Below are 22,142 nucleotides of genomic sequence, written 5' to 3' on the forward strand. Positions count from 1 at the left end.
TCGTCGAATTCTCCGTGTATCTCGGTTCAGACGGTCTGCTTGCGCGCCAGGGCCCATACCATGAGCGGCACGTCGGGCTCGTTCTGCAGGGAATGGGAATAGGGGTCGTAGATGGCTGCCTGGTCGAAATTGGCGATGACGCACCAGCGGTTGCCCCACGACCCGGTCTTGATGTCGTCGGACTGGAACCCGGCCGCTTCCAAGAGGTTGCGCAGGCCCATCTCGGTCCAGCGGGAATAGTCGCTGGGATCGGCGTGGACCCGGAACATGAAGGGCGTGGTGACCAGCAGATAGCCGCCCGGGTTCAGGCTGGCGTACAGGCACTGGATGGCGATCCACGGCGTGGGCACGTGTTCGAGCACCTGCTCGGCGATGACCATGTCGAAGCCGGTGCCGTCGCCCTTGCGCAGCACGTGCTTGGTGATGTCCACCTGGGGGTAGACGGCGATGGAATAGTCGCGGAAGCCGAAATTCTGCCAGCCGTTGCCCGACACCTCGACCGCCGACATGCAGGCGTAGTCCAGCTGCGACACCAGCTTCTTGGTTTCCTGGTTCATGACGATGCGGCACCAGTGGACGTCGGCCGGCGACATGATCTGGTTGCGCCGCAGCCAGTGATCCTTGAGGCGCACGATGTCGCGCTCGAGGCCGACCATCTGGGTCAGTTTGGCGTTGTAGAGGTCGGGATGGATGCGGTCGAAGGACGAAGGCGTCCGGTCGGTGGCGAACCCCTTGCGGAAGACCAGCAGGTTCTGGCGGCACCACAGGTCGATGCGGCCATCGTTCCAGATGGCCTCGCGGATTCCGTCGTCGGCGCCGAAACCCTGGGCGGCGAAGGCCTCGACCCAGAAGGAATGCCAGCGGGGATTGGTGATGCCGGTGTCAACCTGACCGGGGATGGTGGCGGCCAGCACCACGGTGTCGGCCAGCGCCGCCAGTTCGGCCACCAGGGACTCGGTGCGTTCGGGGGCGATGCGGTCGGCGACGGCCAGGCACAGCGCTAGGTCGAAGCGCCGGTCGGCGGTGACCGGCCGGGCGAGGTCTTCCGGGCTGGCGGCCAGCACCTTCTGCTCCTTGACCTTGCGCTTGGGCAGCTTGGCCAGCAGCGCTTGCCCGCCGCCGCCCACGTCGCAGACCGAGGTGACGGGCGACAGCCTCTCCAGCAGCAGGGGAACCAGCGCCCCGGCGGCATCGGCCTCCAGAAGCGGCCCGGTGAGCGGGTTCGTCACGCTGGCGTTGTCATCCATGGAACTCTCCGTCGCTGGGACTACCGCAGCTGTCGGTTGGGCCGGGGGTGCGGAAATCAGGACAGGACGAAGAAGGCGTTGCCCTCGGGCCACGCGCCGGTCCAGTTCTCCTTGACGCCCTTGAAGGTGTGGCTGAAGCGGTCGACGTTCCATCCGGTCTCGGCGAACAGCTTGCTCCACCAGGCGGCGGTGCGCGCCGTGATGTGGGTGATGTCCTTGTCGTAGTCGGGCACCACGAAATTGGGGCTGTCGTCGCTGATGCCCAACGGGATCACCGCGAACATGCGCTTGACCCGGGGGCGGGCGCGGGCCAGCAGCTTGCGCAGATCGGGCTCGGCGATGTGCTCGAACACGTCCTTGGACAGCATCCAGTCGTATTCGCGCTCGAAGGCGGCCGGATCGTCGCAGCCTTCCACCACGCGGCAGAAATGGCGGACCTCGGACGGGGCCTGATCGATGGCGTAGGCCGACAGGTCGACGCCGTAGGTGTCCACGTCCAGGATGCGCATGGCCTTGACCAGAAAGCCCTTGGCGCAGCCGTAATCCAGCACCAGTTGGCCGGGGTCGATGGGCAGCTGGTTGATGATGAAATGCGCCATGCGCAGCGTCGCCTCGGGCATCCATGAATAGTTCATGTAGCCGGAGATGCCGATCACCGCGCCGCGTTCGAAATAGGCCTCGCCATAGACCGAAGCTTCGATGGCCTTCTGGCCGTCAGGCTGTTGCATGGAAGACATTCCCCTCTCCCCCGTCATTCTGTCATGGGAAGTTGATGTGTTCGAGATCCGGGTTGGGCCGGATGGACTGGTAGTCGGCGCGGGACGCCAGCTCCTTGACGAAGCGGTTGTTGCGCATGAACAGGCACGAGGTGCAGTTCTTCCTGGGATCGAAGAACGGGTGCACCTTCTCGGTGAACAGGCGGCTCACCTCGGTGTTGGGCACGGTGCCCCACTTGGAGGGATTGAACTTGCGCTCGGAGATGTTGACGTTGCCGTCGGTCTCCTCCTCGGCCAGCACGGTCACCGAATCGCACGGGTAGCAGAACGAGCGGCCGCTCTCCTCGTGCCCGGTGGTGTCCCAGAAGACGTTGTAGGATTGCAGGAAGCACTGGCCCTTGTCCCACAGCTCCTCGGCCTCTTGGGGGGTGCCGTGGTACTTGAACTGCTGGAACAGCCCGCCGGTGGGCACGCCCTTGTCGTCGATGTGGCCGCCCTTGAACAGCATCTCGGCCAGGTCGCGGTGGGCCAGAAGCTGGGAGTCGCGGGTCAGGTTGCAATCGGTCAGCAGCCGGACGTAGTCGAAGCCGTTGGCCTTCAGCATGCCCGACAGCCGCTCTAAGATGCCGTCCTTGGCCCAGGGGCCGAACACGAAGGACATGCCCACCGTGACGTCCGGGTTGTTGCGCACCGTGGCGGGGATGTACTGGTCCTCGAAGCGGCCCTCGGGATAGAAGGGCGAGGCGTCCTCCGGCGTGATGGACAGCCGGATCCACTTGAAATGGCGGTAGACCTCTTCCGGCACCTTCTGGGGAAAGCCGTTGGTGATCAGGCCGAGATCGATGTCCAGCGTCGCCAGCCATTCCACGAATTCGGCGAAATGGGGCCACAGATTGGGCTGGCCGCCGCCCGACAGGATCAGGCCGCGCAGGCGGATGTCGGACCCGGTCAGCGCCTTGTAGCGCTCGTTGTATTCGGGGAAGCGCTGGCGGTTGAACTCGGCCTGCTCGAAATACAGGGCTTCGACAAAGGCCTTGGCCTCCTCCAGGCTGACGGAATCGCGCTTGTTGCGGGCGATGGTCGAACAGAACTGGCAGCGCGACGAACAGACCTGATGGTTGGTCATGGTGGCGCGGATCAGGCTGCCATAGCCGGTGTCGCGCAGCTTCTCGAAGATGGGCCAGTGGGCTTCCAGCTTGGCGCCGGTGGCGGTGAAGCTCTTCTCGGTGTTGGTCAGGGTGTGGCGCACGCCCTCGGGCGTGATGCGCTGGCCGCTGCGCGCCCCCAGCTTTCCCGCCGCCAGGTCGGCGGCGTGGATGTTGAGCGACTCGGTGTCGCCGCGCCGCTCGAAGTGATCCATGATGAAGGCGGCCACTTCGGCGGTGATGGGGCGCTTCTCGATCAGCTTGCCGTCGTCGTCCAGCAGGTTGAAGCTGGTATGCACCGCCTTGTGCTTGCCTTCGGCCTTGGCGAACAGGGTGAGCTCCATGCGGCCGGTCTTGGCATTGGCGTCGTAGACCAGCCGATAGCGGTCTGTTTCTCGCTCGAGTTGTGGCGCGGCCTGGGTCACGGAAGGCTCTCCTTACTAACCGCCGAGGATGGCGGCAAATGCGTTAACAACGGATGAAGCGGCGGTTTGACGCCGGTCCGGAGTTTAGATGTGGCCCCGCCAATGGCCGCCTGCTACCCTCTCGTGCCATCAGAACGGGGGAAGGCGCATGCTCGACAACACGGCCGTGTACCAGGTCAATCTCGACCACCGGACCGACCGCTGGCAGCAATGCCAGGAGAACCACGCGGCCATGGGCTTCGAGTCCATGGGCATCCAGCGTGTTTCCGCCGCCTACGAGCAGGGTTACGCCCATCTGGGCTGCACCAAGTCGCACCTGAAGGCCTATACCCGCTTCCTCACCGAGGATTCGCGGGACTACGTCATGGTGCTGGAGGACGATTTCGACTTCCGCATCAGCCGCGACGAGCTGGCCCAGCGCATGGCGTTCCTCGAATCCACCGGCAAGGACTGGGACGCGGTGCTGCTGACCGCGTCGCAGATCAACGGCTTCGCCACCGAGCATCCCGGCCTGGGCCGCGTGTTCGAATCGCTGACCACCGCCGGCTACATCACCCGGCGGACCTATGTGCCCAAGCTGATCGAGATTTTCGTCGAGTCCCTGGCCAACCTGGAAAAGTTCCGCCGGTTCGAGCCGCGCGACCTGATCACGTCGCGCTTTGCCAGCGACGTGTTGTGGCAGCGGCTGCAGCGGGCCGACAACTGGTTCGTCTTCGTGCCGGCGGTGGGCGAGCAGCGCCCGTCCTATTCCGACGCCATGGGCGGCTACGTGGACTACCGCTCCATTTCCATCTGAGGACGCCGGCTCAATCGGCCGGGCGCGCCATTCCGAAGCTTTGCTGGATCTCGGCGAAGATCATGATCAGCTGGCGCTGCACCCAGTCGAGGAATTCGTGCAGGCCGTGGGCGATCACGTCGTCGATGGTCTTTTCTGTCAGCACGGCGCGCAGTTCGTCCATCAGCTCCAGCGCCTTGACCCCGCCGCGTAGGCTATAGCGGGTGCGCAGCTGGCTCAGCAGCCATTCCATCTGGCGCACGCACAAGATCACCGAGCGCGGGAAGGAATCCGAGAACAGCAGGAAGGCCGCCACCGATTCGGGCGTGATCTTGCCCGCCATCACCCGGCGCGACGCCTGATAGCCGGCCACCGCCTTCAACAGGGCGTTCCAGTGGCTGGTGTCGAGCGCCGAGCCTACGTCCTCGGGCCGGGGCAGCAGGGTGTGGTACTTGATGTCCAGCAGGCGGGTGGTCTGGTCGGCGCGCTCGATGGACTTGCCCAGGTGATAGAAGTAGTGGGCCTGGTCGCGATAGAAGGTGCCCTCGGTGATGCCCATGTGCAGCTGGCAGGCCTCCTTGATCTCCTCGCACAGGGCGGCCAGGTTGGCGGGCGCCACGGCGTTGGCCGACAATCCCGTCATCCAGCTGTTCATGCGGTTGATCTGGCGCCACATCTCGATGGAGATCAGCGGGCGCAGCGTCCGGGCGTTTTCCCTCGCCGCCTTGACCGAGGACAGGATGGAATTGGGGTTGTCGGGGTCCAGGATGTAGAAGTGCGGCACCGTCTTGGCGTCGGCCACCCGGTGGCGGGCGAAGAAGCGCTCCTCGTCGGCGTTGATCTGCACCACCGCCAGCCAGTTGCGCCCCGCCCGGTCACGGGCGAAGGTCTCGGCCACGCCCAGGATGCGGGCCAGGTTCTCGGCCCGCTCCATGTAGCGGGCCAGCCAGAAGATGCAGTCGGCGTTGCGGGCGAGTAACTCGGTCATTGGCCTTCTCCCGCCAGAACCCAGGTATCCTTCGACCCGCCCCCCTGGGACGAGTTGACCACCAGCGATCCCTCCTTCATGGCCACCCTTGTCAGGCCGCCGGCCAGCACCTTCGTCGATGCGCCGGTCACCGCGAAGGGGCGGAAATCCACGTGGCGGGGCTGGGTGCCCTTGTCCGTCAGTGTCGGGCTGACCGACAGGCCGATCATGGGCTGGCTGATGTAATTGGCCGGGTCGGCCTTGAGTTTGGCGCGGAACTCGTCGATCTCGGATTTGCTGGCCTTGGGGCCCAGGATCATGCCGTAGCCGCCCGATTCGCCCACCGGCTTGACCACCAGATGCTCCAGGTTGTCCAGCGTGTACTGCAATCCCTCTGCCTCGCGGCAGATGAAGGTCTCGACGTTGGGAAGGATGGCGTCCTCGCCCAGGTAGTACTTGATGATGCGCGGCATGTAGGCGTAGACCGCCTTGTCGTCGGCCACCCCGGTGCCCGGCGCGTTGGCCAGCGACACGTTGCCCTTGCGGTAGGCCTCCATCAGCCCCGGCACGCCCAGCATGGAATCGGGGCGGAACACCTTGGGGTCGAGGAAGGCATCGTCGATGCGGCGATAGATGCTGTGGACCGGGGCCCGTCCGGCGGTGGTCCGCATGTAGACCCGGTCCTTCTCCACCACCAGATCGCGGCCCTCCACCAGGGGCACGCCCATCTCGCGGGCCAGGAAGACGTGCTCGAAGAAGGCCGAGTTGTAGATGCCGGGCGACAGCAGCACCACGCAAGGGTCCTCGACCCCCGCAGGCGCGATCTCTTCCAGGGCCCGGCGCAGCATCAGGCCGTAATCGTCCACGGCCCGCACCCGGGTGCCTTCCATCAGATCGGGAAAGCATTGCAGCATCAGGTTGCGGTTCTCGACCACGTAGGAGACGCCGGACGGCGTGCGGGCATTGTCTTCGAGCACCCGGAACAGGCCTTCCTGGTCGCGGATCAAATCGATGCCGCACACATGGGAATAGGTGCCGCAGGGCACTTTCATGCCGCGCATGAAGTCGTGGAAATTGGCGTTGCCCAGTACCAGATCGGCGGGCACCACCTTGTCGGCCAGGATCTTCTGGCCGCCGTAAAGGTCGGCCAGGAACAGGTTGATGGCGGCGACCCGCTGGATGATCCCGGCCTCGAGCCGCGACCACTCGGCGGCCGTGATGACGCGGGGCAGGACGTCGAAGGGCAGGATGCGGTCGATGGCGTCCTTGTCGGAATAGACGGTGAAGGTGATGCCCAGATCGAACAGCTCCTTCTCCGCCCGGGCGGCGCGGCGGCGCAGGTCGTCGGGGTCCAGCGCGTTGAGGCGCTGGGCGATGGCCGCCAGCTCGGCCGCGCCGTCATCGCGGGCCGACAGCGCCTCGCAGAAGAATTCGGCGGGGTCGTAGCCCGAAAGCAGGCCGGGGCCGGGCAGGGCGAGTCTTGATCGGGTCATTGCTTCAGCTCCCCCCTTCGAAAATGCGGCGCGAAGTGCAGTCTATCGCGGCAATTCGAATTGATCAAATTTAAGGCATGCATGGCAGCATGCTGAAAAATGAAGCTTTTGCTGCAGCCCGATGCCGCTTGCTGTGCTAGGCTGACCATCGCTTTCCGCCACCCTCTTCGGATGATCATGGGCATTCACGTCAAGCTTCGCCATACCACCCGCTACACGTATGACCGACCGGTCGTTCTGTCGCCGCAGGTGGTGCGGTTGCGCCCCGCGCCCCACAGCCGGACCCCGGTTCTGTCCTATTCCCTGGACATCGAGCCCAAGACCCATTTCATCAACTGGCAGCAGGACCCCCAGGGCAACTGGCTGGCCCGGCTGGTGTTTCCCGACACGGTGGAGTCCTTCACCGTCGACGTGGACCTGGTGGCCGACCTGTCGGTGGTGAACCCCTTCGACTTCTTCCTGGAGCCCGAGGCGGAGCACTTCCCCTTCACTTACGACCACGTGCTGGATCACGAACTGAAGCCCTTCCTTCTGTGCGAGGAGGCGGGGCCGCTGCTCGACGCCTACGTGGCGGCCATCGACACGTCGCGGCCGGTGCAGACCACCAATTTCCTGGTGGCCCTGAACCAGCGGCTGCAAGCCGACATCAGCTACACCATCCGCATGGAGCCGGGGGTGCAGACCCCGGAGCAGACCCTGGCGCTGAAGACGGGATCGTGCCGCGATTCCGCCTGGCTGCTGGTGCAGATCCTGCGGCGCTTAGGGCTGGCGGCCCGTTTCGTCTCGGGCTACCTGATCCAGCTGGTTCCCGACGTCAAGCCGCTGGACGGCCCGGTGGGCGCGGCCGCAGACTTCACCGACCTGCACGCCTGGACCGAGGTCTACCTGCCCGGCGCCGGCTGGATCGGTCTGGACCCCACCTCGGGCCTGCTGGCGGGCGAGGGGCACATTCCGCTGGCCGCCTCGCCCGATCCCACCAGCGCGGCGCCCATCACCGGCGCGGTGGAAATGTGCAAGGTGGAGTTCGAGCACCACATGGGCGTCACCCGTGTCCTCGAGACTCCGCGCGTCACCAAGCCCTATACCGAGGAGCAGTGGCAGGCGGTGCTGGCGCTGGGCGACGCGGTGGACGAGAGGCTGAGGCAGGGCGACGTGCGCCTGACCCAGGGCGGCGAGCCCACCTTCGTCGCCACCACCGACCCGGACGGCGAGGAGTGGAACACCGGCGCCGTCGGCCCCACCAAGCGGGCCTTCGCCGACACCCTGATCCGCCGGCTGCGCGACCGCTTCGCGCCCGGCGCGCTGATCGCCTATGGCCAGGGCAAGTGGTATCCGGGCGAAAGCCTGCCGCGCTGGGCCTTCTCGCTGATCTGGCGCGACGACGGCGAGGCGGTGTGGCGGAATCCTAAGCTGATCGCCCTGGAGACCGAGGACAACGCCCCCACCGTCGATCAGGCCCGCGACTTCGCCCAGGCGCTGTGCCGCCACCTGAACGTCGATTCCGATTACGCCCAGCCCGCCTGGGAGGACCCGGCCTATTACCTGCTGCGGGAAAACGCCCTGCCCATCAACGTCGATCCTATCGATTCCAAGCTGGAAAACCCCGAGGAGCGCGCCCGGCTGGCCGGGGTGTTCAAGCGGGGGCTGGGCACCCCCACCGGCTACGTCCTGCCGCTGCAGCCCTGGCAGGCCAGGGACGCCTTCCGCTGGATCACCGGCCCGTGGCCGACGCGCGACGGCAAGCTCTTGACCATTCCCGGCGATTCGCCCCTGGGCCTGCGCCTGCCGCTGGAATCCCTGCCGTGGATCGCCGCCGATTCCTATCCCTATCACCACGAGCGCGACCCCTTCGAGCCGCGCGGCCCCTTGCCCCCCGCCCGGCGCCAGCCCGCCCGGACCGAGCGGGTCCCCGGTTCGGGGGCGGCCAAGGCCACGGTGCTGCAACAGGTGCCGGTGGATTTGCGGCCCGTGGAGACCGCCAAGGGGCTGGTGTCCGAGAACGTGCGCACCGCTTTGTGCGTCCAGCCCCGCGACGGCCGTCTCAACGTCTTCCTGCCGCCGGTGGAAACCGCCGAGCAGTATCTGGACCTGATCGAGGCGGTGGAACTGGCCGCCGCCGAGTTCGGCACGCCGGTGCATGTGGAAGGCTATCCGCCGCCCAACGATCCGCGCCTTAAAGTTATCAAGGTCACCCCCGATCCCGGCGTCATCGAGGTCAACGTCCAGCCGGTGGAGCACTGGCGCGATCTGGTGGCCGGCACCGAGATCCTCTACGAGGAAGCCCATCAGGCCCGCCTGGGCACCGAGAAGTTCATGATCGACGGCCGCCACGTGGGGACGGGGGGCGGCAACCACATGGTGCTGGGCGGCTGGACCCCCGCCGACAGCCCGTTCCTGCGCCGCCCCGATTTGCTGGGCAGCCTGATCCGCTTCTGGCAGAACCATCCCAGCCTGTCGTACCTGTTCTCCGGCCTGTTCATCGGCCCCACCAGCCAGCATCCCCGCGTCGACGAGGCCCGTGACGACACGCTTTACGAGCTGGAGATCGCGCTGGGGCAATTGCCGCACCGGGGCACCAGCGTGGCGCCCTGGGTGGTGGACCGGGTGCTGAGAAACGTGCTGATCGATGCCAGCGGCAACACCCATCGCACCGAGATCTGCATCGACAAGCTTTATTCCCCAGACGGTCCCACCGGGCGGCTGGGGCTCGTCGAATTCCGCGCCTTCGAGATGCCGCCCCATGCCCGCATGAGCCTGGTGAGCCAATTGCTGCTGCGCGCCCTGGTCGCCCGCTTCTGGGAGGAGCCCTACACCGAGAAGCTGGTGCGCTTCGGTTCGGCGCTTCGCGACCGCTACATGCTGCCTCACTGGATCGAGCAGGACCTGGACGAGGTGCTGGAATGGCTGGCGGCGGGCGGCATCGCCTTCGACAAGGCGTGGTTCGCCCCCCATCTGGAATTCCGCTTCCCCATGGTGGGGGCCGTCGCCCATCGCGGCATCCGCATCGAGTTGCGCACCGCGCTGGAGCCCTGGCACGTCATGGGCGAGGAGCCCGGCGCGGGCGGCACCGTGCGCTACGTGGATTCGTCGGTGGAGCGCCTGCAGGTCAAGGTCAGCGGACTGGTGGGCGATCGCTACGTGGTGGCCTGCCAGGGCCGCCGCGTGCCGCTCAACCCCGTCGGCGCCTCGGGGGAATGGGTGGCGGGCGTGCGCTATCGCGCATGGTGGCCCACCTCCTGTCTGCATCCCACCATCGGGGTGCATTCGCCGCTGATCTTCGATCTGGTGGACAGCTGGACGGGCGAGGCGGTGGCGGGCTGCACCTACCACGTCGCCCATCCGGGCGGGCGCAATTACGACAGCTTCCCGGTCAATTCCTACGAGGCCGAGGCGCGGCGCCGCGCCCGCTTTCTCGCCTTCGGCCATTCCCACGGGCCGTTGCGGGTGGAAGCTGGCGCGGTGCATCCCGACTACCCAAATACACTGGACCTTAGGCTACAATAGACGTTACCAACGTCGGGATTTTGGGGGAGGGGAAAATTCCGCGTCGTCTGCGTTCCCGCGTCGAGGGTCCGGCCTGGGCCTTCAACACCGCCTACCATCCGCTGCCGGGTGCCTTCGACGAGGTGATGGCGCCGGGCGGCGCGGTCCGTCCCCATTGGAAGGGCTTCATCGACGGCATCGACCGCCTGGGGCCGGAAGAACTGGCGCGGCGCTGGGACATGGGGCAGCGCCTGATCCGCGACAACGGCGTCACCTACAACGTCTATGGCGACCCGGCGGGGCTGGATAGGCCCTGGCGTCTCGACCCCCTGCCGCTGATCCTGTCGGCCGAGGAATGGGCGGGTCTGGCCAAGGGCATCGAGCAGCGGGCCGATCTGCTGGATTCTGTGCTGGCCGATCTTTACGGCGAGCGGTCGCTGGTGGGGCGCGGCGTCATCCCGCCCTCGGCACTGCACGCCAATCCCGCCTTCCTGCGGCCCTGCCACGGCTGGCTTCCGGCCGGCGGCCACTGGCTGCACCATTACGCCGCCGATCTGGTGCGCGGCCCCGACGGCGAGTGGCGGGTGCTGTCCGACCGCACCGAAAGCCCGTCGGGCGCCGGCTACGCCCTGGAGAACCGCACCATCGTCAGCCGCGTCCTGTCGGAATTCCACCGCTCGCTGCAGGTGGAAAGGCTGTGGCCGTTCTTCGAAGGCCTGCGCCGCTCGCTGCAGAACCTGTCGGTGCGCCACCGCGACGATCCGCGCATGGTGCTGCTGACGCCGGGCCCCTACAACGCCACCTATTTCGAGCACGCCTTCCTGGCCCGCCAGCTGGGCGTCACCCTGGTCCAGGGCGAGGATCTGACGGTGCGCGACAACACCGTCTACCTGAAGGCGCTGACCGGGTTGCAGCAGGTGGACGTCATCTTCCGCCGCACCGGCGGCACGTGGTGCGATCCCCTGGAGCTCAGGGGCGATTCCCAGCTGGGCGTCGCCGGGCTGCTGCAATCGGCCCGGCGCGGCAACGTGGCGCTGTTGAACGCCATCGGCACCGGCCTGCTGGACGGGGCCTCGCTGCTGGGCTTCATGCCGGCCCTGGCCCGCTCCTTGCGGGACGAGCATCTGATCCTGCCCTCGGTGCCCAGCTGGTGGTGCGGCGAGCCCGCCGCCCTGGATTACGTCTTGAAGAACCTGGAGCGTCTGGTGATCCGCCCGGCCTTCGGACGGCGCGACCAGCCGGTGATCGGCGCCGCCCTGTCGGGCGCCCAGGCCGCCCAGATGCGCGCCGCCATCGCCGCCCGGCCCTGGGATTGGGTGGGCCAGGAGGTGCGGACCACCTCGACCCTGCCGGTATGGTCCGCCGAAGGGATCGAGCCCCGCCATTGCGTGCTGCGCGTCTTCGCCGTGCGCACCGAGAAGGGCTGGCAGGCCATGCCGGGCGGGCTGGCCCGGCTGTCGTCGGAACGCGACCTGCTGGCGTCGCGTTTGCAGACCGGCGGCGGCGGCAGCAAGGACGTGTGGATCGCCGCACCGCCCCAGCGCCTTACGGTGTCCGCCGTCCGCCCGCAGGCCCCGGCGGTGCGCCTGACCCGCGAGAACCGCGACCTGCCGTCGCGCGTCGCCGACAACATGTTCTGGCTGGGCCGCTATCTCGAGCGCTGCGAGGCCACCACCCGGCTGCTGCGCGCCGCCCTTGTGCGCATCGAGGACAGCCTGGCCGAGGGCGATTCCGCCCAGGCGCTGGCCATGATCCGCACCATGGCCGCCCTGGGGCTGTCGGTGCCGGAAGAGGACGGGACCGAGCCGGTGGAGGCGCTGGCCGACCGGCTGGTCGCCCACCATCTGGCCAGCGATGGATTGGGGCTGGCCGGCTGCGTCGAGCGCCTGCTGCGCATCGTCGTCCATCTGCGCGACCGCCTGTCCAACGACACTTGGCGGGCGCTGCACCTGCTCAAGGACGAGATCGGCCTCTTGGCCGCCGAGGCCGGCGGCGGCGACGTGCTGGGCCGGCTCAACGCCATGGTGCTGACCATGCAGGCGGTGAGCGGCCTGGCCATGGAGAGCATGACCCGCGGGCCGCAATGGCTGTTCCTGGATTCGGGCCGCCGCGTCGAGCGCGCCATCGCCATGGTCGAGATGGTCAGCGGTGCGCTGGCCGACGTGGAGGGCGAGGCAATGGTGCCGCTGGACCTGCTGCTCGAGACCTGGGACAGCGTGATGACCTATCGCTCGCGCTATCTGTCCACGCCCCGTCTGGCCGGGGTTCTCGACCTGCTGCTGTGCGACGAGGCCAATCCGCGCTCGCTGGGCTTCCAGCTCGCCACCCTGGAAGGCCACATGAACCGGCTGGCCGCCATGGGCGAGCATTCCGGCTTCTACAAGCCCGAGCAGAAGCTGATGACCGTGCTGTGCGGCACCATCCGCACCACCGACGTCATGGTGGTGTCGCGCTTCGACCGCGACGGCGGCTATCACGACGCGCTGCGGCTTTTGGACATGCTGCGCTCGCGGCTGTGGGAGCTGTCCGAGCAGGTGTCGCGCACCTATTTCATCCATGCCCAGTGGCGGCTGCCCACCGCGCCCATGGAGGAACTGGCGTGAAGTTCAGGGTCCGCCACACCACTACCTACAAGTACACCGAGCCGGTGCAGCTGTCCCACCACGCCGCCCATCTGCGGCCGCGCGCCGTGGACGGCCAGAGCGTCGATCAGGTCAAGATCGCCATCCGCCCGACGCCGGAAGTGCTGCACGAAGGCGGCCGGGACTATTTCGGCAATCCCATCACCTTCTTCACCATCCAGAGCCCCCATTCCACCCTGGTGATCGACGCCTCGTTCGTGGTGGAGACCGCCGGCCAGCCGCTTCTGCCCCAGATCGCCGTTCCCGCCTGGGATTCGGTGCGGCTCAACACCTGGTCGGGGGCGCGCGGCATCGACGAGGGGGTGATGGATTTCGTCTTCGCCTCGCCCCAGGTGCCGCCCCTGGCCGAGGCCGAGCGTTATGCCCAGCCCAGCTTCGCCCCCGGCCGGCCGCTGACCGAGGCGGTGATGGATTTGAACCGGCGCATCCACGCGGATTTCACCTTCGACCCCGAGGCCACCAGCGTGGGCACGCCGCTGGCCCAGGTCTTCCAGCAGCGGCGCGGCGTCTGCCAGGACTTCGCCCATGTGGGCATCGCCTGCCTTCGCGCCATGGGGTTGGCGGCGCGCTACGTCAGCGGCTACATCCGCACCAAGCCGCCGCCGGGCAAGGAAAAGCTGGTGGGCGCCGACGCCTCGCACGCCTGGCTGTCGGTCTACCAGCCCGGCTGGGGCTGGCTGGACCTCGATCCTACCAACGACATGGCGGCCGGACAGGACCATATCGTGGTAGCCTGGGGGCGCGATTACGACGACGTCACCCCGGTGCGCGGCGTGGTGCTGGGCGGCGGCGAGCATCAGGTGCTGGTGGCCGTGGATGTGCTGGAGTTCTGATCGTCCCGCGGACAGGGGAGTTTCCATGATCGCCAGGGTTCTCATGGCCGCTTTGCTGCTGCTCGCCACCCTTCCGGCGCGGGCCGAGGATCTGGCCGGGACCCTGAAGAAGGTCGGGGAGACCGGAACCCTGACGCTGGGCATCCGCGAATCCTCCTATCCGCTGTCCTATCTGGACGACGCCCAGAAGCCGGTCGGCTATCACATCGACATCTGCCTCCGGCTGGCCGAGGCGGTGAAGGCTAGGCTGGCCCTGCCTGCCCTCAAGGTCGAAACCCTGCCGGTGACCTCGCAGAATCGCATCCCCCTGGTGCAGAACGGCACGGTGGACCTGGAATGCGGCTCGACCACCAACAACGAGGCGCGCTCGCGTCAGGTGGCCTTCGCGCCGACCACCTTCGTCACCAAGGTGCGCATGGCGGTGAAGAAGTCCTCGGGCATCACCAGTATCGCGCAGCTGGCCGGCAAGCCGGTGGCCATCACCACCGGCACCACCAGCGTTCAGCTGGTCCGCGCCCACAAGAAGGGCCAGGGCGTGGTGTTCAAGGAGGTCTACGGCAAGGACCACGCCGATTCCTTCCTGCTGCTGGAAAGCGATCGCGCCGTGGCCTTCATCATGGACGACAACCTGCTGGCCGGGCTGATCGCCACCTCGAAATCTCCCGACAGCTACGCCATCGTCGGCGAGGTGCTGAACGTCGAGCCCATCGCCATCATGCTGCGGCGCGACGACCCCCAGTTCAAGGCGCTGGTGGACGACACGGTCAAGGCCATGATGGCCTCGGGCGAGGTGGACCGGCTTTACGCCAAGTGGTTCATGTCGCCCATTCCGCCGCGCGGCATCAACATGCACTTCCCCATGAGCGGGCAGCTGAAATCCCTGATCAAGGCGCCCGCCGACGCGCCCGCCGAGGCCTTCGCCCGCAAGACCGCCGCCCAGGGCGGCTATCGCTGGAACTGGGGCATCTATTTCGAGCCGGTGCCGTCGGGGGACGAGACGTACCTCTCCTGGCTGGCCGTCGCTTTGGTCTGGACGCTGGCCATCTCGCTGGCCTCCTGGGCTTTGGCCCTGGTGCTGGGGGTGGTGGCGGGGGCGGCGCGCACATTGCCCGACCGCCGCGTCGCAGGCGCCGCCACCGCCTATGTGGAGCTGTTCCGCAACATCCCCCTGCTGGTGCAGATGTTCCTGTGGTTCTTCGTCATCCCGGAATTGCTGCCCGCCTCCTGGGCGCTGTGGGTCAAGCAGGAGATGCCCGCCAAGGAATTCTTCATCGCCGTCATTTGCCTGGGCCTCTTCACCTCGTCCCGGGTGGCCGAGCAGGTGCGCGCCGGCATCGAAAGCCGCCCCAAGGGCCAGCGGCAGGCCGCCCTGGCCTTGGGCATGACCGAGGCCCAGGTGTTCCGGCACGTGACGTTGCCGGTGGCGCTGCGGGTGGTCATTCCGCCGCTGACCTCGGAATTCATGAACGTGTTCAAGAACTCCTCGGTGGCCTTCGCCATCGGCATGGCGGAGCTGACCTTCGTGGCGCGCCAGATGCAGGAGGAATCCGAGCAGGGCATCGAGACCCTGGCGGCGGTGACGCTGCTGTATTTCCTCTGCGCCTTCCTGGCCAACCGGGCCATGGCCCTGGTGGAGCGGCGCACCCGCGTGCCGGGTCTGTTGGGAGTGGGGCGCTGATGTTCGCCGAGCTCGACTTTTCCGTCATCGCCGCCAGCCTGCCCTTCATCTGGTCGGGGCTGCTGTTCTCGCTCAAGCTCACTTTTGTGGCCATGAGCGGCGGCATCGTGCTGGGCACCCTGCTGGCCCTGGCCCGCCTGTCCGGGCCGGCGTGGCTGGCCGGGGCGGCGGCGGCCTATGTCAACGTCATGCGCTCCATTCCGCTGGTCCTGGTGATTCTGTGGTTCTTCCTGGCCATTCCGCTGCTGACCGGCGCGCCCATGGGGGCCGAGACCTCGGCGCTGATCACCTTCACGGTGTTCGAGGCGGCCTTCTATGCCGAGATCATGCGGGCCGGCATCAACAGCGTGCCCAAGGGCCAGACCTGGGCGGCCCAGGCGCTGGGCCTGAGCCGGGTGCAGATCATGGCCTTCGTGGTGCTGCCCCAGGCTTTCCGGGCCATGATCCCGCTGCTGCTGACCCAGACCATCGTCTTGTTCCAGGATTCGTCCCTGGTCTACGCCATCGGCGCCAAGGACCTGCTGAAGGCCGCCGAGGTGGCGGGCAAGAACTACAACCGGCCGGTGGAGATGTACCTCTTCGCCGCCGGCCTCTATTTCGTCCTCTGCTTCTGCCTGTCCCAGGTGGTGAAGCGTCTTGCCGGAGCGCGGAGATGATCGAGATCAAGGGCGTTTCCAAATGGTACGGCAGCGTCCAGGTGCTGGACGATTGCACGACCAGGGTCGCCAAGGGCGAGGTGGTGGTGGTGTGCGGCCCGTCGGGGTCGGGCAAGTCGACGCTGATCAAATGCGTCAACGGCCTGGAGCCCTTCGACGGTGGCTCGATCACCGTCAGCGGCGTGGCGGTCGAGGCGCCGGACACCGACCTCACCCGCCTGCGCGCCCGCGTCGGCATGGTGTTCCAGCATTTCGAGCTGTTTCCCCACATGAGTGTGATGGAAAATCTGTGCCTGGCGCCGGTCAAGGTGTTGGGGCGCCCGGCCGACGAGGCCCGCGCCAAGGCGCAAGGCTTGCTCGAACGGGTCGGGCTGGCCGCCCACGCCGCCAAGCACCCGGCCCAGCTGTCCGGCGGCCAGCAGCAGCGCGTCGCCATCGCCCGCGCCCTGGCCATGGACCCCGATTGCATGCTGTTCGACGAGCCCACCTCGGCGCTCGACCCCGAGATGATCGGCGAGGTGCTGGACGTCATGGTGGAACTGGCGCGTGACGGCATGACCATGATGGTGGTCACCCACGAAATGGGCTTCGCCCGCACCGTCGCCGACCGGGTGGTGTTCATGGATCACGGCCGCATCGTCGAGGACGCCCCCAAGGAGGCATTCTTCGCCGCGCCCTCCAGCGAGCGCGCCACCCAGTTCCTGGCGCGCATCCTGCGGCATTGAGGCCGTCCCTGGCATCGCAATGAGAAATTGCCCGTCAATTTCCCGGTGATATAAGGAACGCCGCTGGATATTCGCGGGAAGATTTCGTCATGTTGTCGGTTCTGATGTTGCCCCTTTGGGCTCAGGCTCTGATCTTTGTCGGCGGCGCCGTGACTGTGGCGATGCTGGCGCGCTGGGTCGTCAACGCGGCTCACGGCGGCCAGACGTTCGGACGCGCCCGCGAGGCGGCGAACATCCTGCGCCAGCCGACGACGACCCTGGTCGCCATGACCCTGGCCTTGAGCGGCATTCAGGTCATCGGAGAGTTTCACCGCACCGAGGCCGACACCGCCAGGGAGGCCAGCGTTCTCGAACGTCTCTACCGGGATGCGCAAGCCTATGGCGACGTCCAGACGGCCGAGTTCCGTGAAACCCTCGTCGCCTATGTCGAATCCGTGGTCGACAAGGAATGGTACGCCATGCGGCGGATGGAGGAAGACCCCGCCACCAAGCAGATCTTCGGCCGCATGCTCACCCTGTCCCACCAGATGTCAGCCTCCACCCAACGGGAGCAGATGTGGCTGAATGACATGATGACGCAGGTGAACCTGTCGGCGGACCTGCGCCGGGCGCGCATTTCCAGCGCGCAAGCCAGCATGCCTTGGATCTTCTATCTGGTCGTCATCTCCGGGACCACTGTGATTCTGTGTTTCTCGGCGCTGCTGTCCACGGGGCCGGGCAGCGAGGCGGTGATCGTGAGCCATGCCGTCGTCATCGGCCTGACCCTGTTGCTCGTCGTGTCGCTGGATCTTCCCTTTAGCGGCTCTCTCGGGGTCAGGCCTGATCCCTTCCTGGCCGCGCTGGACAACATCCGCCTGCTCGCCGAGCCCTGACGAAAAGGAAAAGGCCAGTCGGTCCATTGGACTGACTGGCCTTTATTGGTCGGAGTGAGAGGATTCGAACCTCCGGCCCCTGCCTCCCGAAGACAGTGCTCTACCAGGCTGAGCTACACTCCGGTCGCCTGCGAGGCGCTTCTTATAGCGCCAAGATTGCGGCGGCGCAAAGGGATTTTGCGCCGCCGCGAAGAGCCGGAAAACGATCAGATTTCGCGGCCGATCAGGGAGTCGACGGAGAAGCGGCCGCCGCCCCGGATGGCGAAGGCCAGCGTGACCACGCCCCACAGCAGGGGGTATTCGAAGCCGCCGGCGGTCCAGAAGAAGCCATTGCCCAGGTGGACGCCGAACGCCGCCACCAGCAACAGGCCGGTGGCCAGGGCGGCGACGGCGCGGGTGGCCAGGCCGGCCGCCAGCATCAGGCCGCCCGCGAATTCGATCAGCCCGGCCACCAGCGCCATGCCGGCCGGCAGGCCCAGCTTGGTGGCGAAGAACTGGCCGGTGGCTTCCAGGCCATAGCCGCCGAACCAGCCGAACAGCTTCTGGGCGCCATGGGGAACCAGCAGCAGGCCGGCGGCGACGCGCACCATGGGCTCGGCCAGGGGCGACAGCGCCTGGGTGAGGGGGGCGATGGCGGGGATCACGGGCTGGGTGGAAGCGTGGGAGAAGGTGGACATCGGAGACCTCGTGGGTGATGGGCTTTGCTGGAGGCGACTCTAGTCCCGAGGGTGCTAAATCAACAATTGCCGCATTTGTCACAGAACTGTTTCGCATGATGAAACGTAGGGCCGGGAGGCCGGTTCCGGCTGGAAAAAGCCGTCCGGATGGGCTATCGGGAAGCGTGCTCACAGTTCCGGTGGATTGAACCCATGTCCAAGGCCAAGAAGACCGCTGTCACTCCGACCCGCGAGGAGAACTTCCCCGAATGGTACCAGCAGGTGATCAAGGCCTCCGACATGGCGGAGAATTCGCCCGTGCGCGGCTGCATGGTGATCAAGCCCTGGGGCTATGGCTTGTGGGAATCCATCCAGCGCGACCTTGATCGCCGCATCAAGGAAACCGGGCACGAGAACTGCTATTTCCCGCTGTTCATCCCGCTGTCGTTCCTGGAAAAGGAAGCCGCCCACGTGGAGGGCTTCGCCAAGGAGATGGCGGTGGTCACCCACCACCGCCTGGTGGCCGAGGACGGCAAGCTGGTGCCGTCGGGCAAGCTGGAAGAGCCGCTGGTGGTACGCCCCACCTCCGAGACCATCATCGGCGACGCCTTTTCCCGCTGGATCCAGTCCTACCGCGACCTTCCCGTGCTGGTGAACCAGTGGGCCAACGTGGTCCGCTGGGAGATGCGGCCGCGCATCTTCCTGCGCACCGCCGAATTCCTCTGGCAGGAGGGCCACACTGCCCACGCCACGGCCCAAGAGGCCATGGACGAAACCTTGAAGATGCTGGAAGTCTACCGCGCCATGTCGGAAGACGTGCTGGCCATGCCGGTGATCGTCGGCGAGAAGCCGGCGCACGAGCGCTTCCCCGGCGCCGACCGCACCTATTCCATCGAGGCCATGATGCAGGACGGCAAGGCGCTGCAGGCCGGCACCTCGCATTTCCTCGGCCAGCATTTCGCCAAGGCCCAGAACATCCGCTACCAGACCGCCCAGGGCGGCGAGGAGTTCTGCTACACCACCTCGTGGGGCGTCTCCACCCGCCTGATCGGCGGCGTGATCATGAGCCACGCCGACGACAACGGCCTGCGCATTCCGCCGCGCATCGCGCCCAAGCAGATCGTCTTCGTCCCCATCACCCGGGCCGACGGCGACGAGGCGCTGATAGAGGAGTTCCTGGCCCCCATCGTCAAGGAACTGTCGGCCCAGACCTATGCCGGCGAGCGCCTCAAGGTGCATGTGGACCGCCGCCCCCTGGCTCCGCCGGAAAAGCGCTGGGAATGGGTGAAGAAGGGCGCCCCCATCATCTGCGAGGTGGGGCCGCGCGACGTGGCCGGCGGCACCATCGCCATGATCCGCCGTGACGGCGAGCTGAAGGGCCAGATCACGCCCAAGGACGAACTGGTGGGTCGTGCCGTCTCCATCCTGGAGGACATTCAGAACACCCTGTTCACCCAGGCGGCCAATGCGCTCAAAGACCGCACGGTGACGGTGAAGACCCTGGACGAGTTCCTCTCGGTGTTCGCCGACGACACCACCTTCGGCCGCAAGTTCGTGCGCGCCAAGTGGTGCGGCGACGCCGACACCCTGCCCAAGCTGGACGAGTACAGCGTCACCGTGCGCAACGTGCCGTTCGACCAGGACGGCGCCCCCGGCACCTGCGTGCTGAGCGGCCGTCCGGCGACGCAGGACGTGATCTTCGCCAAGTCCTACTGAGAAAAAGCCCGGTCGGCAGGCCGGGCTTTTTCTCTGCATAAAAATACATCTATAAAGTGTTGCTACCGCATTCGTGAGCAGCATATTGCATGTATGCAACTTTCATCTGCGTCGTATAAGATGATCTGACGAAACAAGGCGCAATTCCGCCCGCTTTTCCGGGTGGGCCAAAGTGTGGGGGGTGTCGCACATGCATGTGCGCTCGTCCGATTCCCGGTCAGATCTGCCGCCGCCGCTGCGGCCCGAGCTGGGATTGGCCTTGCAGGGCGGCGGGGCCTATGGCGCCTTCACCTGGGGGGTGCTTGACCGCCTGCTGGAGGAAAGGGCCTTCCGGCCGGCGGCCATCAGCGGGGCCAGCGCCGGCGCCATCAACGCCGCGGTGATGGTTTCCGGCCTGATCACCGGTGGCCGCGCCAAGGCCAAGGCGGGGCTGGAGGCGCTGTGGCGCGGCGTGGGCGGCATGGCGCTGTTCCGCATGCTGGGCACGCCGGGGGTGAGCCTGCAGTTGGACCTGATGACCCGCCTGCTGTCGCCCTACCAGTTCAATCCGCTCAACATCAATCCGCTCAGGGAGCTGCTCGGCCGCCTGATCGACTTCGACGCCCTGGCCTGCAAGGGGCGGCGCGTCGCCCTGTTCTTCTCGGCCACCAACGTGCGGACGGGAGCGCCGCGCATCTTCCGCGAGACCGAATTGTCGGTGGACGTGCTGATGGCCTCGTCCTGCCTGCCTTATCTTCATCATGCGGTGGAGATCGACGGCGAGAGCTATTGGGATGGCGGCTTTTCCGCCAATCCGCCGGTTCTGCCCATGGTTCTCGACGGCCGGTGCAGCACACTGCTGCTGGTCAAGCTGATGCCGGCGGCCGAGGAGGCGGTGCCGACCCAGGCCCAGCCCATCTTCGCCCGCATGCGGCGCCTGATGTTCGACGCGCCGTTGAAGCGCGACCTGGAATCCCTGGAGCTCATCCAGACCCGTCTGCGCCGCACCAACATGCGGCTGCCGAGGGATCTGGTGCGGCTGCAGGCGCTGGACATCCGCAGCATCGCCATGCCGGCCGACCTGCTCGGCCAGGAGGGGGGCAAGGGCGGGGCCGCCATGATCGAACAGATGCGCGCGGCCGGGCGAAACGCGGCCGAGGCCATGCTGGCGCGGGAGACTCAGGTTCCGGGGTGAAGCCCCAGGCCGCCGTAGTAATCCGCCAGGGCCTTGCGGGTCGCGGGCAGATTGTAGCGGTCGGCCACCTTCTGTCCCTCGGCCCGCATGGAATCGATCCAGGCGTCGCCGTTCTGGATGCCGGTGACCAGCTTGTGCAGCGCGTCGGCTACGGCTTCGTGCTCGTCCGAACCGAACCAGAAGCCGTTTTCGGGCCGGGCGTATTCCAGCCCGCCATAGCCGTGATAGCCGGCAACCAGGCATCCCGACGCCATGGCCTCGATGGGGATCAGGCCCAAACCCTCGAAGTGGCTCAGCGCCAGCAGGATGTCGGAGGCGCCCAGGGTCTCGGCCAGCTGGTCCTCGGTGAAATTCTCGATCACCACGAACGGCACATGGCGGGTGTCGGGGTACTTGGCCTTGAACATGAAGCCGATCATCGAGGCGTGACGCGGCATCTTGCGTGGAATGGCGGCAATCTGCAGCGTCTTGGCGCGGGGGCGGAACTTGTTGCGGTCGATGTCGTAAGGGATCAGCGCCACATCCCGTAGCCCCAGCACGCTTTCCAGCATCCGCCTGATGGGCTCGCACGAGCAGAACACGTCCTTAAAGCCCAATTGGGCGTAGGTGTTCTTGGGAATCAGGTCGTTGAACACATAGTACTGATTTTGGCAGAACAGAAGCTTGGTGCAGGGGCGGCTGGTATGAAGCAGGGGCGCGAATTCGGGAAACTGGATGACCTCGGGAAAGACCAGCACGTCGTCGGGCCGCACCGTCTCGGGGGAAAAGCCCTCCAGCCGCCGCGCGGTCGAGGCGAACCAGAACGGCTTGCCGTCGGGCTGCCAGACCCAGGCGTCAAAGCCCATCTCGCTCAGCAATTCCACATGCCGGTAGGCGGTCTTCACTCCTCCGGTGATGACGCTTCCCGGAAACGGGCACAGATAGATGATGCGGCCCATG

At 66.7% G+C, this 22,142-nt stretch carries 17 protein-coding genes and 1 tRNA gene; 10 read left to right on the forward strand and 8 right to left on the reverse strand.

The window, feature by feature from the left end; all coding sequences use genetic code 11:
- Positions 1–26: 26 nt before the first annotated feature.
- Genes XM1_RS23925 through XM1_RS08450 form a run of 3 tightly spaced genes read right to left on the reverse strand, consistent with a single transcriptional unit; the run spans position 27 to position 3,533 of the window.
- Positions 27–1,247 (reverse strand): methyltransferase domain-containing protein, encoded by a 1,221-nt coding sequence (locus XM1_RS23925; RefSeq protein WP_068432615.1) that lies wholly within the window; start codon positions 1,245–1,247, stop codon positions 27–29.
- Between the two features lie 56 nt (positions 1,248–1,303).
- A complete protein-coding gene (locus XM1_RS08445; protein WP_172821898.1) occupies positions 1,304–1,984 on the reverse strand; it encodes a cyclopropane-fatty-acyl-phospholipid synthase family protein in 681 nt (226 codons plus the stop codon).
- A 22-nt stretch (positions 1,985–2,006) separates the two neighbouring features.
- Complete coding sequence (locus tag XM1_RS08450; RefSeq protein WP_068432618.1) at positions 2,007–3,533, reverse strand: radical SAM protein; 1,527 nt, start codon at positions 3,531–3,533, stop codon at positions 2,007–2,009.
- A gap of 148 nt (positions 3,534–3,681) precedes the next feature.
- On the opposite strand from XM1_RS08450, the gene XM1_RS08455 reads away from it, so the two are divergent.
- The gene (locus XM1_RS08455; protein ID WP_068432619.1) at positions 3,682–4,329 is read left to right on the forward strand and encodes a hypothetical protein; all 648 of its coding nucleotides are present in this window, start codon (positions 3,682–3,684) and stop codon (positions 4,327–4,329) included.
- A gap of 10 nt (positions 4,330–4,339) precedes the next feature.
- Here XM1_RS08455 and XM1_RS08460 read toward each other — a convergent pair whose 3' ends face one another.
- On the reverse strand, positions 4,340–5,296 hold the full coding sequence (locus tag XM1_RS08460; RefSeq protein ID WP_068432621.1) for an alpha-E domain-containing protein: 957 nt from the start codon (positions 5,294–5,296) through the stop codon (positions 4,340–4,342).
- Entirely contained in the window at positions 5,293–6,768 is a 1,476-nt protein-coding gene (locus XM1_RS08465) for a circularly permuted type 2 ATP-grasp protein (RefSeq protein WP_068432623.1), read from the reverse strand. The genes XM1_RS08460 and XM1_RS08465 overlap by 4 nt, the downstream gene beginning before the upstream one ends.
- A gap of 177 nt (positions 6,769–6,945) precedes the next feature.
- Here XM1_RS08465 and XM1_RS08470 point away from each other — a divergent pair, with 177 nt between their 5' ends.
- The 7 genes from XM1_RS08470 to XM1_RS08500 all read left to right on the forward strand — a co-directional run bounded on the left by XM1_RS08470 (position 6,946) and on the right by XM1_RS08500 (position 17,657).
- Entirely contained in the window at positions 6,946–10,272 is a 3,327-nt protein-coding gene (locus tag XM1_RS08470; protein ID WP_068437649.1) for a DUF2126 domain-containing protein, read from the forward strand.
- Between the two features lie 20 nt (positions 10,273–10,292).
- Complete coding sequence (locus tag XM1_RS08475) at positions 10,293–12,854, forward strand: circularly permuted type 2 ATP-grasp protein (RefSeq protein WP_231920734.1); 2,562 nt, start codon at positions 10,293–10,295, stop codon at positions 12,852–12,854.
- Positions 12,851–13,726: a transglutaminase family protein gene (locus tag XM1_RS08480; protein ID WP_068432625.1), complete on the forward strand. Its 876-nt coding sequence runs from the start codon at positions 12,851–12,853 to the stop codon at positions 13,724–13,726. Before XM1_RS08475 ends, XM1_RS08480 begins: the two co-directional genes overlap by 4 nt.
- Before the next feature lie 25 nt (positions 13,727–13,751).
- On the forward strand, positions 13,752–15,404 hold the full coding sequence (locus XM1_RS24885; RefSeq protein ID WP_231920735.1) for an ABC transporter permease subunit: 1,653 nt from the start codon (positions 13,752–13,754) through the stop codon (positions 15,402–15,404).
- A complete protein-coding gene (locus tag XM1_RS08490) occupies positions 15,404–16,060 on the forward strand; it encodes an amino acid ABC transporter permease (protein WP_068432628.1) in 657 nt (218 codons plus the stop codon). Before XM1_RS24885 ends, XM1_RS08490 begins: the two co-directional genes overlap by 1 nt.
- Positions 16,057–16,785 (forward strand): amino acid ABC transporter ATP-binding protein, encoded by a 729-nt coding sequence (locus XM1_RS08495; protein WP_068432630.1) that lies wholly within the window; start codon positions 16,057–16,059, stop codon positions 16,783–16,785. Before XM1_RS08490 ends, XM1_RS08495 begins: the two co-directional genes overlap by 4 nt.
- Positions 16,786–16,874: 89 nt before the next feature.
- Complete coding sequence (locus tag XM1_RS08500) at positions 16,875–17,657, forward strand: DUF4239 domain-containing protein (RefSeq protein WP_068432631.1); 783 nt, start codon at positions 16,875–16,877, stop codon at positions 17,655–17,657.
- A 46-nt stretch (positions 17,658–17,703) separates the two neighbouring features.
- Here the strand turns inward: XM1_RS08500 and XM1_RS08505 are convergent.
- Positions 17,704–17,780: transfer RNA gene (locus XM1_RS08505), tRNA-Pro, on the reverse strand.
- 83 nt (positions 17,781–17,863) lie between these two features.
- Positions 17,864–18,334, reverse strand: coding sequence for a DoxX family protein (locus tag XM1_RS08510; RefSeq protein WP_068432634.1), 471 nt, complete (start codon positions 18,332–18,334; stop codon positions 17,864–17,866).
- Positions 18,335–18,526: 192 nt separating this feature from the next.
- Between XM1_RS08510 and proS the strand changes: the two genes are divergently transcribed.
- Together proS and XM1_RS08520 are read left to right on the forward strand one after the other, a co-directional pair.
- On the forward strand, positions 18,527–20,029 hold the full coding sequence (proS, locus tag XM1_RS08515) for a proline--tRNA ligase (RefSeq protein WP_068432636.1): 1,503 nt from the start codon (positions 18,527–18,529) through the stop codon (positions 20,027–20,029).
- Positions 20,030–20,219: 190 nt separating this feature from the next.
- The gene (locus tag XM1_RS08520) at positions 20,220–21,203 is read left to right on the forward strand and encodes a patatin-like phospholipase family protein (RefSeq protein ID WP_068432638.1); all 984 of its coding nucleotides are present in this window, start codon (positions 20,220–20,222) and stop codon (positions 21,201–21,203) included.
- On the opposite strand, the gene XM1_RS08525 is transcribed toward XM1_RS08520, so the two are convergent.
- Positions 21,188–22,141 (reverse strand): glycosyltransferase, encoded by a 954-nt coding sequence (locus XM1_RS08525; RefSeq protein WP_068432640.1) that lies wholly within the window; start codon positions 22,139–22,141, stop codon positions 21,188–21,190. The genes XM1_RS08520 and XM1_RS08525 overlap by 16 nt on opposite strands.
- Position 22,142 lies beyond the last annotated feature (1 nt).

It is taken from the genome of Magnetospirillum sp. XM-1, from assembly GCF_001511835.1.
Taxonomy (GTDB): Bacteria; Pseudomonadota; Alphaproteobacteria; order Rhodospirillales; family Magnetospirillaceae; genus Phaeospirillum.